Annotated in this window: 12 protein-coding genes; 6 read left to right on the forward strand and 6 right to left on the reverse strand. The window is 61.2% G+C overall.

Annotated elements, in window-relative coordinates; genetic code table 11:
- Nucleotides 1-79: 79 nt before the first annotated feature.
- A complete protein-coding gene (locus ACSAMW_RS11605; protein ID WP_500590461.1) occupies nt 80-412 on the reverse strand; it encodes a hypothetical protein in 333 nt (110 codons plus the stop codon).
- Nucleotides 413-711: 299 nt separating this feature from the next.
- Here ACSAMW_RS11605 and ACSAMW_RS11610 point away from each other — a divergent pair, with 299 nt between their 5' ends.
- From ACSAMW_RS11610 to ACSAMW_RS11630, 5 genes are all read left to right on the forward strand, one after another.
- Nucleotides 712-2,007: an NCS2 family permease gene (locus tag ACSAMW_RS11610; RefSeq protein WP_500590462.1), complete on the forward strand. Its 1,296-nt coding sequence runs from the start codon at nt 712-714 to the stop codon at nt 2,005-2,007.
- Complete coding sequence (gene trmA / locus ACSAMW_RS11615) at nt 2,004-3,086, forward strand: tRNA (uridine(54)-C5)-methyltransferase TrmA (protein ID WP_500590463.1); 1,083 nt, start codon at nt 2,004-2,006, stop codon at nt 3,084-3,086. The genes ACSAMW_RS11610 and trmA overlap by 4 nt, the downstream gene beginning before the upstream one ends.
- Nucleotides 3,087-3,225: 139 nt before the next feature.
- Entirely contained in the window at nt 3,226-4,866 is a 1,641-nt protein-coding gene (locus ACSAMW_RS11620) for a phosphoethanolamine transferase (RefSeq protein WP_500590464.1), read from the forward strand.
- 48 nt (nt 4,867-4,914) lie between these two features.
- Nucleotides 4,915-6,330 carry an MFS transporter gene (locus ACSAMW_RS11625; protein WP_500590465.1) on the forward strand — a complete coding sequence of 472 codons (1,416 nt, stop codon included), beginning with the start codon at nt 4,915-4,917 and terminating at the stop codon, nt 6,328-6,330.
- Nucleotides 6,331-6,443: 113 nt separating this feature from the next.
- The gene (locus ACSAMW_RS11630; protein ID WP_500590466.1) at nt 6,444-7,304 is read left to right on the forward strand and encodes a shikimate dehydrogenase; all 861 of its coding nucleotides are present in this window, start codon (nt 6,444-6,446) and stop codon (nt 7,302-7,304) included.
- 40 nt (nt 7,305-7,344) lie between these two features.
- Here the strand turns inward: ACSAMW_RS11630 and ACSAMW_RS11635 are convergent, their stop codons facing one another.
- The 5 genes from ACSAMW_RS11635 to ACSAMW_RS11655 all read right to left on the reverse strand — a co-directional run bounded on the left by ACSAMW_RS11635 (nt 7,345) and on the right by ACSAMW_RS11655 (nt 12,829).
- Nucleotides 7,345-8,007: a TetR/AcrR family transcriptional regulator gene (locus ACSAMW_RS11635; protein WP_500590467.1), complete on the reverse strand. Its 663-nt coding sequence runs from the start codon at nt 8,005-8,007 to the stop codon at nt 7,345-7,347.
- 93 nt (nt 8,008-8,100) lie between these two features.
- Nucleotides 8,101-10,014: a 3-dehydroshikimate dehydratase QuiC gene (gene quiC / locus ACSAMW_RS11640; RefSeq protein ID WP_500590468.1), complete on the reverse strand. Its 1,914-nt coding sequence runs from the start codon at nt 10,012-10,014 to the stop codon at nt 8,101-8,103.
- A 187-nt stretch (nt 10,015-10,201) separates the two neighbouring features.
- Complete coding sequence (locus ACSAMW_RS11645) at nt 10,202-11,167, reverse strand: DMT family transporter (RefSeq protein WP_500590469.1); 966 nt, start codon at nt 11,165-11,167, stop codon at nt 10,202-10,204.
- 3 nt (nt 11,168-11,170) lie between these two features.
- On the reverse strand, nt 11,171-11,983 hold the full coding sequence (locus tag ACSAMW_RS11650; protein WP_500590470.1) for a sugar phosphate isomerase/epimerase family protein: 813 nt from the start codon (nt 11,981-11,983) through the stop codon (nt 11,171-11,173).
- Nucleotides 11,984-12,052: 69 nt separating this feature from the next.
- Nucleotides 12,053-12,829: an IclR family transcriptional regulator gene (locus ACSAMW_RS11655; protein ID WP_500590471.1), complete on the reverse strand. Its 777-nt coding sequence runs from the start codon at nt 12,827-12,829 to the stop codon at nt 12,053-12,055.
- 136 nt (nt 12,830-12,965) lie between these two features.
- Here ACSAMW_RS11655 and ACSAMW_RS11660 point away from each other — a divergent pair, with 136 nt between their 5' ends.
- Nucleotides 12,966-14,684 (forward strand): FAD-dependent oxidoreductase, encoded by a 1,719-nt coding sequence (locus ACSAMW_RS11660; RefSeq protein WP_500590472.1) that lies wholly within the window; start codon nt 12,966-12,968, stop codon nt 14,682-14,684.
- Nucleotides 14,685-14,701 lie beyond the last annotated feature (17 nt).

Below are 14,701 nucleotides of genomic sequence, written 5' to 3' on the forward strand. Positions count from 1 at the left end.
TCGTGTTACGACTTTCCCGTGTAGCGGTTCGTTCAGCCCGATGGCGTGGCATAACGCCGCCTGACGACTTGCCTAACCGTTAGCTGACCGACACTGGCCCGGCAGGAACCATGGAGCGCACCCGGAAACAGCCTGCCTCGCCGTTGTCAGGCTGCTCTAGCGCCCAAGCCCTGGCAGGAATTTCCCGGCCCTGGCTGGTCAAGTGGCTATGAACCAGCAACAGCCAACCGTTTTCTTCCACAGCCAGCAACGCGCCGCTGGCCCTTGCGCCCCCTGCAAACCTGAGCTGGCACGGCACCACGCCGGCAGTGGCCGACGGCAGCGCGCCATTGCCTATTTCACCTTCAGCCCCAGGATAGAGCAGGTTGGCGGACAGATCGAGAAAGGGCTCAGAGACTACAGCAGCCGTCATGTGAAAAACCTTCATAAGAGAGACTGGAACACTTGAAACCTCCCGCAGAGGACAGCTTAACAGCCCATCAGTGCCTGCTGTAGCCTCAGATCATGCCCTAGCCTAGGCGCCTTACACGCCATTGCAAGCGCGACCGCTGATCGCAATCAGCCAAAGGGGGTACGGCAGGCGTCAATGTGCGTTCACCACGGGGGCCTGCGCTGGTATGATGCGCGGCTTTTTTGGGGCCTACGCCAAAGCTGTGCTTTGCTGATAGGTCATCATTTATGGCGCCTATGGAGCGCCGCAGGGGAGCGGGCATGCTGGAAAGGCTGTTTCAATTAAGCGCACACAACACCAACGTGCGCACGGAAATCCTGGCGGGGGTCACCACCTTCCTGGCCATGGCCTATATCCTGTTCGTGAACCCCAGTATCCTGGGCGCCACCGGCATGGACAAAGGCGCCGTATTCGTGGCCACCTGCCTGGCCGCTGCCATCGGCTCGGCCATCATGGGCCTGATCGCCAACTACCCCATCGCACTGGCCCCCGGCATGGGCCTGAACGCCTTCTTCACCTACACCGTGGTGCTGCACATGGGCCACTCCTGGCAAGTGGCACTGGGCGCCGTGTTCATCTCGGCCGTGTGCTTCTTCCTGCTGTCCATCTTCCGCATCCGCGAATGGATCGTGAACAGCATCCCCCTGCCCTTGCGCAGCGCCATCGCCGCCGGCATCGGCCTGTTCCTGGCCCTGATCGCCCTGCAGAACGCCGGCATCGTGGTAGACAACCCCGCCACCCTCGTGGGCCTAGGCGACCTCAAGCAGCCAGGCGCCATTCTGGCAGCCCTGGGCTTTGTGCTGATCATCGGCCTGGAGGCCCTCAAGGTACGCGGTGCCGTGCTGATCGGCATCCTGGCCGTGACGGTGGTGTCGATCCTGTTCGGCTTCAGCGCCTTTGGTGGCCTGGTGTCCATGCCACCCTCACTGGCCCCCACCTTCCTGCAACTGGACATCGCCGGCGCCTTGAACATCGGCCTGGTGAGCGTGATCTTTGCCTTCCTGTTCGTGGACCTGTTCGATAACTCCGGCACCCTGATCGGGGTGGCCAAGCGTGCAGGGCTCATGGGCAAGGACGGCCACATGCCCAAGATGGGCCGTGCGCTGATCGCTGACAGCACTGCGGCCATGGCCGGGTCCCTGCTGGGGACCTCCACCACCACCAGCTACATCGAGTCAGCAGCGGGCGTAAGTGCTGGCGGGCGTACAGGCCTTACCTCCATCGTGGTAGGCGTGCTGTTCCTGCTGGCGCTGTTCTTCGCACCGCTGGCCGGTAGCGTACCGGCCTACGCCACTGCCCCGGCCCTGCTGTTCGTGGCCGTGCTCATGGCCTCGGGCCTGGCGGAAATCAACTGGGACGACATCACCGAAGCCGCACCCGTGGTGGTCACGGCCCTGGCCATGCCCCTCACCTACTCCATCGCCAATGGCATTGCCTTCGGCTTTATCACCTGGACCGCCGTAAAGCTGGCCTCCGGCCGCCTGCGGGACCTGAACCCGGCGCTGGTCATCCTGTCGGTACTGTTCGTAATCAAGCTGGCGTGGTTCAACGCATGACTGCCGTCAACCCGGCGGGGTACGCCGAGCAATTGCAGGCCAAGGTGGATCGCCTTCAAGGGCTGCTTGCACCTTTCGATGCGCCCGCGCCACAGGTATTCGAGTCGCCACCACAACACTACCGCCTTCGGGCGGAGTTTCGCCTGTGGCGTGAAGGCGGCCAACGTCACTATGCGATGTTCGCGCCTGGGGACAACCGCACGCCCATCCTGATCGACCAGTTTCCAGTGGCCAGCCTGCGCATCAATACGCTGATGCCGCTGCTCAAGGCAGCGTGGCACGCGGACGAACACTTGGGGCACAAGCTGTTCCAGGTAGAGTTCCTGACCACCCTGGCAGGCGATGCCCTGGTCACTTTGTGCTATCACCGCCCGCTGGACGCCCAATGGGAAGCCGCTGCGCAGGCTTTGGCGACAAGGCTTGGCGTGCATGTGATCGGCCGCTCGCGGGGCCAGCGCGTGGTGATTGGCCAAGACTTTGTCACCGAGCAGATGACCGTCGCCGGGCGTACGTTCAGTTATCGTCAGCCCGAGGGCGCGTTCACTCAACCCAATGGCACCGTGTGCGGGCATATGCTCAACTGGGCCCATGAGGCCCTTGGTGCACGCGAGGATGACCTGCTGGAGCTGTACTGTGGCAATGGCAACTTTACCTTGCCGCTGGCCACACGCGTGCGCAAGGTACTGGCCACCGAAATCAGTAAAACCAGTGTGGCGGCTGCCTTGCACAACCTGGCCGACAATGGGGTGGACAACGTGACGCTGGTGCGTTTGTCCGCCGAAGAGCTGACCCAGGCCCTCAATGGCGTGCGCGAATTCCGCCGGCTACAGGGTATAGACCTGGCCAGCTATCAGTTTGGCACTATCTTTGTGGACCCTCCCCGCGCCGGCATGGACCCAGACACCTGCGAGCTGGCCCGCCGCTTCGATAACATCCTGTACGTGTCCTGCAATCCTGAAACCCTGGCAACCAACCTGGAACAGCTGAACAGCAGCCACCGCATCGAGCGCTGCGCCCTGTTCGATCAGTTCCCGTACACCCACCATATGGAAGCTGGGGTGCTGCTGGTTCGTCGCTGAACCCTGCCTTAACCCGGGGCCTGCGCCCCGGCGTTTCACATTTTCTTCACGCGCCGCTCACCCCGCACTTACGAATTCGCCTCTACCCTCTGCGCCGACCCCGTTTCCGGGCTTGCCCACGCGCTTAGGCAGAGTATCCATGACTGTCGCACGCCGTTTCCCCGCCATCGGTTCTTCCCGCATGGTGATGCTGTTCTCGGCCTTTCTGGTCGTCGCTTTCAACGTTGCCAGCTGGCATGCCCTGGCCACACTAGTGGAGCTTCAAGGCTTCAAGCGGGTGCTGTTCGAAGCGTCCTTTGGCATATTTCTGTGGTCGGCCTTCACCCTGTTGTTTATCGGGTTTTCGTTCCGTCCCCTGCTCAAGCCCGTGCTGAGCCTTACCGTGCTGGGTGCCGCGGCGGCGGCCTACTTCATGGGTAACTACGGCGTTGCCATCGACACCGTGATGATGCAGAACGTAGTGGAGACCAACCCGGCCGAGGTGGCGGACCTGCTCAGTGCAAAAATGCTGGCCTACCTGCTGCTGCTAGGTGTGCTACCTGCCGTACTGATCTGGGTGTGGCCTGTGCGCTATGCCGCACCGTTGCGCGGGCTGGCCAACAAGCTGGGCGTCGCCCTGTTGGCTGCCCTGCTGCTGGTAAGCGCCGTGGCCGCGTTCTACTCCACCTACGGCCCTCTGCTGCGACAGCACGACCAACTGACCCACTTCATCAACCCCACTAACTTCATCTATGCCGGCGCCAAACTGGCCAAGGAGCAGCTGGGTTTGCATGAGCACCTGACCGTTCAGCCTATAGGGACCGATGCGGTGCAACGTGCACAAGGGCCACGCAAGCAGCTGATGATTTTTGTGGTAGGTGAAACCGCCCGCGCTGATCACTTTTCGCTCAATGGCTATGGCCGCGATACCAACCCTGAGTTGAGCCAGCTCGATGTACTGAACTACACCCAGGTCCATTCCTGCGGCACCTCGACCGCCGTCTCGGTGCCGTGCATGTTCTCGATGTTCGAGCGCAAAGACTACACCGACAAAAAGGGCAAGACGGTAGAGAGCCTGCTGGATGTCTTCCAGCACGCTGGCGTGAAGGTGCTGTGGGTTGAGAACAACAGTGATTGCAAGGGCACGTGCCTGCGTAGCCCTCATCGGGACATTCCGAAAAACCAGCCCGGCCCTTATTGCGATGGCCATAACTGCCTGGACGAGTCCCTCCTTGAGGGGCTGCAAGCTGACATCGACTCAATGGACGGCAATGGGGTGATATTCCTTCACTCTGACGGCAGCCATGGCCCGGAGTACTACCTGCGGTACCCACCGGCGATGGAGCACTTTGCGCCGGTCTGCCATACCAACCAGTTGGGCAGTTGCAGTAGCGAGTCCCTCAACAACGTGTATGACAATACCATTGTGTACACCGACCACTTCCTGGCCCGCGTAGTGGACCTGCTCAAAGCCAACCAGGCCCGCTTCGACACGTCCATGTGGTACGTATCAGACCATGGCGAGTCACTGGGCGAAAATGGGCTGTACCTCCATGCAGCGCCCTATGCCATTGCGCCGGAAACCCAGAAGCACGTGCCCATGGTGCTATGGTTCAGCCAGAACACACTGGCGGATGCCGGCGTGTCTCGCGACTGCCTGGCGGCGAAGCGCGATGAAGCCGACTTGAGCCATGACGTTGTGTTTCATTCGCTGCTTGGCCTGTTCAACGTGCAGACCCAGGTTTATAAACCTGCCTTGGACATCTTCAGCAGTTGCAGGGACAGGGCCCCGCCCGGTTGACAGACACCGCCCTGGGACCGTTATGGCACACGCTAACCAGGAGGTTATTTGACTACACCAACGGCTTTGGCCTTGTCGCCTTCACGCGCACGGTGGCTGGCGTTGCTGGTGGCGGCAGCGTTCTTCATGGACAACCTTGACGCTACTGTGATTGTGACAGCGCTTCCTGCCATGGCCTTGTCCTTCGGGGTGCAGGCCGTGGATGTAAACATCGGTATCACGGCCTACGTGCTTACCTTGGCCGTATTCATTCCAGCCAGTGGGTGGGCCGCAGAACGCTTCGGCCACAGGCGTGTGTTCATGGCTGCACTGGCCGTGTTTACCGCCGCCTCAGTGCTGTGCGCGGCCAGCCAGGCCCTCTGGCAGTTCGTGCTGGCGCGCGTGCTGCAAGCCATAGGCGGAGCCATGATGGTGCCCGTGGGGCGGTTGGCCGTGCTGCGCAACACCGAAAAGCATCACCTGCTTGGAGCGATCGCACTCATCACGTGGCCCGGCTTGATGGCGCCAGTGCTGGGGCCGCCCTTGGGTGGTTTCATCACCCTTTATGCGTCCTGGCACTGGATATTTTTGTTGAACCTGCCGCTTGGCACACTCGCGCTGGGGTTTGCCTGGCGCCTGATGCCTCAAGCACCGCTTTTGAAGGAGGATCACCTCCCCTTCGACTGGGTAGGGTTCGTGTACTGTGCGCTGGGATGTGGCGCGTTAGTGTATGGCCTGGAGCAGATAGGCCAACGGCCAACCGCCGCTGCAAGTTGCCTTTGGCTGGCAGGCAGCACCATGATGCTGTGGGTGTTGGTGCGGCATTTGCGGGTGGCACCGGCACCACTGCTGCGGCTAGGCGTTTTGGAAACACCCACCTATGCCGTCACCGTACGCGGCGGTTTCCTGTACCGGGCAACCGTCAGCACCGCACCCTTTCTACTGCCGCTGATGTTTCAGCTCGCATTTGGTCTGGACCCTGTCCACTCCGGCTTGCTGGTGCTGGCGTTGTTTGCCGGCAACATCGGCATGAAACCAATGACGTCCCGGATCCTGCGCCGCCTAGGCTTCAGAACGACGTTGCTGGGCAGCATCGCCGTACTGGCGATCACAACGTTTGCCTGTGCGCTGATCACTGCGAGCACGCCCTTGTGGGTGGTTGTACCCGTGCTGGTGGTGTCCGGCATGGCACGCTCCATGGGCTTTACCGCTTACCAGAGCCTGGCATTTGCAGACATTCCACCACCTCTGATGGCACCCGCCAACACCCTGTTCAGCATGGTCCAGCAACTGGCTTTCGGCTTGGGTATTGCCCTGGCAGTAATCCTGCTACGGGTGGCCCAAGGTGTACTGGGCCTGCCTGAAGCCAGTGAGCATGTCTTCCATGCCGTGTTCATGATGGTAGGCCTGCTTACCCTGGTTGCCGCCTTCGACGTATGGAGGCTTCCTGCCGACGCCGGCACTGCGGTGTCCAGGGCCCAGTGACCGATTGCCGCCCAGTTTTGACGCGAGCCTAGGGCAGATGCCGGGAAAGCCATTGACCAAGGTAACCGGCTGGTACAATTTAACGCCAGCCAACAATAACAACGGAGTTCTCCATGATTGCCACCCCTCCCGGTAGTATTCTCGCGGGCCTGATCGGTTCGGGCATTCAACTGTCGCGCACCCCAGCCATGCATGAACAGGAAGGTAAAGCCCAAGGGTTGGGTTATGTGTACCGGCTCATCGACCTCGATACGCTCAAGCTGGACAACTCCGCGCTGGAGGCATTGCTGACGTCGGCCCAACGCATGGGCTTCACGGGGCTCAACGTCACCTTCCCCAGCAAGCAAGCCATCATCCCGCACCTAGATGCGTTGTCACCCGAAGCCAAAGGCATTGGTGCCGTGAATACCGTGGTGCTCAAGGACGGCCAGCGCGTGGGCCATAACACTGATTGCCTGGGTTTTGCCGAAGGCTTCAGGCGCGGCCTTTCGCAGGCGGCGCGCGAACACGTGATCCAGATGGGCGCAGGCGGCGCGGGCTCGGCCGTGGCCCATGCCCTACTGATGGAAGGCGTGAAGCAGCTGACCGTGTTCGATGTGAACCCCAAGAGCGCGCATATCTTGGTGGACAACCTGAACGCGAGCTTCCCAGGCGAACGCGCCAAGGTCGGTGCCGACCTGGCCGTGGATATGGCTACAGCGGACGGCCTGGTCAACACCACGCCCATGGGCATGGCCAAGCTGCCGGGCACTCCAGTACCGCGCGGCTTGCTGCGCGCGGACCTGTGGGTGGCAGAGATCGTGTATTTTCCCTTGGAAACCGAACTGCTACGCGATGCCCGTGCGCTGGGCTGCCGTACCCTGGATGGCAGCACCATGGCGGTGTTCCAGGCGGTAAAAGCCTTTGAGCTGTTTACCGGCCTGCACGCCGATGCCGAGCGCATGAGCGCGCATTTCCATAGCATGAACGGCTAACGCAACCAAGTAGTGTGGCGGGCGGCTTGCCCGCCTTTGGCTATGCCCTCACAAACCTCACCAGCGCATCCACAATCATCGCCCTATGGTGCTGCTTGAGCGTGTTGTCCTCGAAGTCCACCTGGAAGATTTCGCCAAAGGTGTGCTTGTTCGACACGCGGTAGAAGCAGAACGAACTGATCAGCATATGGACGTCGATGGCGGCCAACCCTTCACGGAACACACCGCTTGCAACACCTTTGGCCAACAGGGCTTCAAGCTGGAGCAGCACAGTCTGGTTCATGCTGCGAATAGCGCTGGATTGCTTGATGTACTCGCCCTGGTGGATGTTTTCGTTACACACGATGCGCACAAAATCCACGTTGCGGTCATGGTGGTCAAAGGTGAATTCCACCAGGCGCTTCAGGCCTTCGAACGGCTCCAGCTCGGTCAGGTGCATGCTGCTTTCAGTGTGGCGAATCTCGCCATATAGCTTTTCCAGCACTTCGACGTACAGTTGTTCCTTGCTGCTGAAGTAGTAGTAGATCATCCGTTTGGAGGTGTGCGTGCGCTCGGCAATGGCATCAACGCGCGCGCCTGCCAAGCCCTGGGCCACGAACTCGGTAATGGCCGCCTGGAGAATGTTTTCGCGGGTTTTTTCAGGGTTGTTCTTGCGGGTACGTCGTGGTGCGTCAGGCACGCTCACGTCTTGTGTTGTTGTCATGGGCTATGGGCCTGTGGGGATCAGCGGTAATTATGTGCCCCCAGGCATCAGGAAGGAAGCCGCTCCAGGCCAGGGCCGCTTCCTTCCTGATGTTTATAACCGGGCCTGGCGGGCGGCACCGCTGCGGGCCTTGGCCATGGCAGCCAGGCGTACCGCCACATTGGCCGCACCGTAACCTGCATAACCGCCACGGCGCTGAAGCACTTCGAAGAAGAAGCGGTTCTCGAAGGGTTCGGTATAAACGTGGAACAGTTCGCCGCCATTGGCATCGCGGTCATACAGCACGTTGAAATAGGCCAGCTCGCTCAGAAACTCGTCGTCGAAGTCAAAACGGGCTGCCAGGTCATCGTAGTAATTCAGTGGAATTTCCAGCAACGGCAAGCCCGCTTCCTTGGCTTGGGTCACGGTTGCAAAAATGTCGTCGCAGTCGAACGCAATGTGGTGAACGCCCGACCCGCGATAGGACGACAGCGCATGGGAAATCGCTGTGCCACGGTTTTCAGAAATGTTGAGCGGCAGCCGTACCGAGCTGCAGCGGCTACGGATGGCGCGGCTTTTTACCAGGCCGTAGGGGTCGGGCAATACCACTTCGTCATCGGCCGTAAAGTCCAGTACGGTTTTATAGAACAGCACCCAGGTGTCCAATGCCTCCGGCGGCAGCGCCATCGCCATGTGGTCGATGCGGTTGAGCCTACCTGCTGGCCCCTGAGCCGGGGCGTTGAGGTTGAAGTCCGTGTCGTAGATGGTGCGGCCCTGGGCGTCTGGGTCTACCAGGTACAACAGGCTGCCGTCAGGGGCGCGTACCGCTGCCAACTCCCGCTCGTTGGGCCCTACCAGGCCCCGGTAAGGCTGGGCCTTGTAGTCCACGGCGCGCTGCAAGCCTTTGGCGCTGTCCGGCACCCGCAACGCGGTCGCACAGAGCGAAGGCCCGTGGGCTTCGAAGAAGTTATGGGCGAAGGAATAGGGTTCGGAATTCAGGATCAGGTTGATATCGTTCTGCCGTAGCAGCGTGACACTTTTCGAGCGGTGCTGCCCGGCCACGGTAAAGCCCAGTTGCCCCAGCCAATGCTTGAGCTTGGCGCCGGTGCTTTCATCTACGGCAAATTCCAGGAATTCGACACCGTCGTAGCTGGCCACAGGCGGGGTGGAAAACAGTGGCACGGTACTCGCCTTGTCAGTGCCCTCACGTGCCAGCAATTCGCGCGTCTTCTCCTCTAGGTACAGCAGCGAGCGCAAACCGTCGGCAGCATTGGCACGCGGGGGCGCGGCACGAAAATCGTCGTTGAAGATTTCCAGCGAGAGCGGCCCTTGGTAGCCCGTCTTAAGGATAGGCGCGAGGAAACGCGGCAGGTCGAAATCACCCTGCCCTGGGAAGTTGCGGAAGTGACGGCTCCACTCCAGCACATCCATGGCCAACAGGGGCGCGTCGGCCATTTGTACGAAGAAGATTTTGTCGGCCGGCAGTTGCGCAATACCCGATGGGTCTCCACGCAGCGAGAGCGTATGGAAGCTGTCCAGGATCACCCCCAGGTTGGGATGGTCTGCGGCTTTGACAATATTCCACACCTGCTGCCAGGTATTGACGTGGCGGCCCCAGGCCAGAGCTTCGTAACCGATGCGCAAGCCATGCACCGCCGCCCGTTCGGCCAGCAGACGCATGTCGTCCACCAGCACCTGATGCTCGCCTATGGAATCCGGTGCCACGTTGCTGCACACCAGCACCAGGTCGGTGCCCAGTTCCTGCATCAGCTCGAACTTGCGCTCGGCGCGCTCCAGGTTGCGGGCCATGCGCTCCCGGGGAATGCCTTCAAAATCCCGGAAGGGTTGGAATAGGGTGATGGCGATGCCCAGGTCCGCGCACATCTGGCGGATTTCCCGCGGGCTGCCGTCGTAATAGAGAAGATCATTTTCGAAGATCTCCACCCCATCGAAGCCTGCCGCGGCAATGGCTTCGAGTTTTTCCGGCAGGGTGCCGCTGAGGGAAACGGTGGCGATCGAACGGTGCATGCTCTACTCCTGAGGGCGCGTGGGCAATGGCCCATGACCCAACGGCCACCGCGCACCACTGACCGGCTGGCTAGGCCGAAATGCTTTGGGTTTTGTGGGTAGGTTTATACCTGAAAACAATCCTGCGCAAGCGTACCAGCTGGTTAGTATTCCGTTCGATTACCGCCCGATTCACGCCTGTATGCCTTCAGGCCGGCTTTGCCGCGGGGCGGTCAGCGTTATTGGCGGCAACCGAAGGCTGGACCTGTGCAGTGGCCAAGGGTGAGGTTAGGCGCGCTCGCCGCTGTACCCAGGCAGCGGCTATGCCACTGCCACAGATCACCGCAATTCCTATGACGGTGGTCGTGGTTGGGCTGTGGCCGAATACCAGGAACCCGTAGAGGCCTGCAAACACGATCTGGCAATACCCCAAGGGGGCAAGCAGCGCGGGCGGTGCGTAACGAAAGGCTTGGGTAAGCAACAGGTGTGCAGTCATCCCACAGGCCCCCAGCGCTATCATGAACAGCCCGTCGAACCAGGTAGGCCAATGCCAGAAAAAGGGCACCACGGTGCTCATGAGTACGGTATTGAAAATACCGGCAAAGAAGTTGCTGGTGGTAGGGCTATCTACCTCTGCCACTTTGCGGGTGAGTATCTGATAGAAGCAGAAGCACAAGGCCGAACCAAAAGGGAACAGGATGGCAGGGGTAAACAGCTCGCCCCCAGGGTGCACAATGGTCATCACGCCGCAGAAGCCCACCAGTACAGCCGTCCACTGGCCAGCGCTCACACGCTCGCCCAGTAAAGGCACTGACAACGCCGTTACCATCAGCGGCGCAAGAAAGTTGACCGCCGTGGCCTCCGCCAAGGGTATGTATTGCAGGCCGGACACGAACAGCAGGCTGGTACCTAGCAGGCAAAGGGCTCGCAGTACCTGGTGCCAGGGGCGCCGCGTGCGCAGTATGCGCAGCCCGGATTGCGGCAGGAAGATCCCCATCATGAGCAGCGTGTGCACCAGATAACGCACCCAGATCACTAGCATGACCGGGTAGATGCCAGACAGGTACTTGGACAGCACGTCGTGACTGGCGAACAGCAACGTGGCGATCACGATCAGCAACATGCCCTTCAGCGGTTGGCTAGCACCGGTGAGCGACGAAGTGGAATGGGTCATCGGTTAAAGGCGTTCCAGTACGCGGCGGGTGGCGTCCAATGCCAGGGTGGCGCGCTCCAGCGCACTCTTGCCCTGTTCTATCAGGCGGCGGGTCGGGATTTCAACGCTGATCGCAATACCCTCTGGCAGCGCCTTCAACAAGCCGAGCAAATTGCAGTCACCGTCGCCGGGCAGGCACCGTTCATGGCGTGCCTCGTACAGTATCTGGTCCATGTCGGTGGGTGCAGGGCCAGCAATATCACACAGCTGAGCGTAGCGCATCCAGGCTGCCGGTAGCTGTTCCAGTTGCGACAATTGCGAGCCTGAGCGGTTGAAATGAAAAGCGTCCACAAGGATACAGCCGTTGGGCTGATCGGCTTGCGCCACCACCTGAACCGCAGTGGCCAGGTCCTGCACATGGGTCCATGGCATGAACTCCAAGTGAGGGTAGAGACCGTAGCCCGTGGCCAACTCACACAGTGCAGCAAACCGTGCTGCACATCGGCCCAGGTCCGGGTCATTGCCTGCCACCAGCAACTCTGTGGCACCGCATTGGGCACCAAATGCCAGGTGGGGCTCGAACAGGCGGATGTCCGTTTCAGGCTTGAGCCGCAGGATCTCCAGGTCCAGCACCTTCACGCCGGTGTCTTTTAAACGCTGGAGGGTGGCTTGGCGCAGGCGGGGGTCGTTCAACAACGCAAAGTGATGCTCTTGCGCCGTGGCCGGCTCAGTGCGTAAACCTACGTGGCTGTACCCTGCCCGGGCCGCGACCTCGATCATGTCTACCGGTGACAGTTCCAGTACCGTCAACGCGGCCAGGGAGAACACCTGCTGCATGAAGTACCCCACCGATCATTGAAGTAGCTTATTTAGAACCCGGTTCCAGTTTTCGCGCAAGCCTGTTTTTCATTGAAACCACTCTGAAGCGGGGCTTGCTTCGGCCAGCTCCACCGCAGCGGACTGGGCCGCAGGCGCCAAGGCATGCAGCCGTGCTTCGGGCAACCGGGCAGTGGGCCCTGCCACGCTGAGTACCCCTAACGTGGCATGGGTCCGTGGGTGGCGCACAGCAACAGCCAGCGCGGACATACCCACAGCAGAAGACTCCACTACCCAGGCATACCCTTTTTCTCGCGCCAGCCTCAGCCGCTTGAGCAACGCGGTTTTGCTTTTCGGTGCGTTGGGGCCTAAGCCTTCTCTCGACGCTATACCTTGTGCATCCACAAGCTCCAACGCTTCTGCATCCGTGTACGTGGCCAGTAATGCATGACCGCTGGCGGTATAGAACAGGGGGGCTTCGCGGCCCATGTCCGGGTCGTATCGCAAGCCGGCCCTGGCCCCTTGTGCCTTTGCCAGCCATGTCAGGCGTGTGCCCTCCACGATCCCGAGCCGAATCAGTTCGCCACTGTGGTCAGCCAGGCGGTCTAGAACGGGCTGTACCACGTCAACGCCGCTGTTGCTCAAGTACCTGAAACCTTGGGCCACCCAACGGGTGGTGAGCAGGTAGCGCAGGCTTTCGGGGTTCTGGCGGATGTAGCCCAGGCGCGTCAGCTCTGCCAGCAAACGGTGCGCCGCGCTTTTTGGCATACCTGCCTCGTCAGCTAGCACCTGCAAAGGCACGCCACGAGGTTCCAGGGTAAGGCGCTCCAACAGGGTAAGGGCGCGTTCGATCTGACTTCCAGCCATAGGGATGTGTGACTCGACAGGACCGTACTGTGGGCGATCTTCGCCCACTTTTAACGCAAGCGGGCTGGCACCAGCGTAGAGGGCTTTCTACCCTTATGGAACCGAGTTCCAATAAATAATAAAACCGGAGCGTTCTGTGCCTGAGCATTCTCACCCCTTCCCTACCGCGCACTGCGATTTGCTGGTGATCGGCTCAGGGGCCGCCGGGCTGGCCGCTGCCGTGAGCGCGGCGTGGGCAGGTTTGTCTGTGATCGTGGTCGAAAAAGACAGGGTACTGGGAGGCGCCAGCGCCTGGTCGGGCGGCTGGATGTGGATACCCTGCAACCCGTTGGCCAGGCGCGCAGGCATTGTGGAAGACCCTGCCGATCCCCGCCGTTACCTGGAACATGAACTCGGCGATTGGTTCGAGCCTGAACGCATTGATGCGTTTCTGAAAGCAGGCCCGCGCATGGTCGCGTTCTTCGAGCAGCACACGGCCCTGCAGTTTGCCGATGGCAACGGTATCGCTGATATCCATGGGAACAGCCCCGGCGCAAGCACTGGGGGGCGCTCGGTGATTGCTGCACCTATCAGCGCCTATTCGCTGGGCAAGTTGCTTGCGCGCCTGCGCACCACCTTGCGCGAAACTGCGGTGATGGGCATGCCGATCATGGCGGGTGCCGACCTGGGCGCATTTCTAAGCGTGACTCGCTCCTGGCGCTCCGCCTGGCATGTGACCAAGCGGCTGAGTGCGCACCTGTTGGGGCTGGCGCTCAAGGGGCGCGCCACACACCTGGTCAACGGCGTGGCGCTGATCGCCCGGCTGGCAAAGTCGGCCGAAGACCTAGGCGTAGTGCTATGGCCCAGTGCGCCAGCGATACGCCTGGCCCAGCACCATGATCGCGTTACGGGTGCCGACGTGCTTACTGCCAAAGGCACGGTGCGTATTCATGCCAAGCGCGGCGTGGTGCTAGCCACTGGCGGCTTTGCTCACGATAAACCACGGCGCCAGGCCTTGTTTCCTCGAACCCCTACGGGAGAAGAGCACTGGCCATTGCCACCCTCGGGGGCAAGCGGCGACGGGCTGCGGTTGGGTGAAAGCGTAGGGGGTGTGGTCGCGACGGACCTGGCGAGTCCGGTGGCGTGGTGCCCGGTGTCCGAGGTGCCCTACCCTGACGGTACCCATGGCCACTTTCCCCACATCATCGACCGTGGCAAGCCCGGCATTTTCGGTGTGTTGGCCAACGGTAAACGCTTCGTCAACGAGGCCGGCGGTTATTACGACTATGCCAAGGCGATGGTGGAGCAGGCGCCTGGCCCAGAGGTCGTGTCCTGGTTGATCTGCGACCATGCCTTCCAACGTCGTTACGGGCTAGGTATCGCTCGCCCCTTCCCCTTCCCTGTCGGGCCTGCGGTACGGTCGGGTTATTTGAAGGCCGCCGACACTCCCGCTGAACTGGCCCGGCTGTGCGGTATCGACCCTCAAGGGCTTGAGGCTACGTTCGCCGAATGGAACCTGCATGCCCAGCGCGGTGAAGACCCGGCTTTTGGCCGAGGCACTACCCCTTACAACCTTAAGCAAGGCGATCCCCGCCATGCACCTAACCCCTGTGTCGCCCCCTTGCATACACCACCGTTCTACGCCGTAAAGGTACGCCCAGGCAGTTTTGGCACGTTCTCTGGCTTGAAGACCGACGCCAGTGCCCGCGTGCTGAATAACCAAGGCGGCCCTGTCCCCGGCCTCTATGCCGCTGGCACCGACATGGCCAGCATCATGGGCGGCTTCTACCCGGCAGGGGGCATCAACCTTGGGCCTGCCCTGACTTTTGGCTATATCGCTGGTCGCCACGCGGCGGGCGTATCGGACACCCACTGATACCTTGAGGACACTGT

The organism is Pseudomonas sp. AB39(2026) (genome assembly GCF_059831485.1).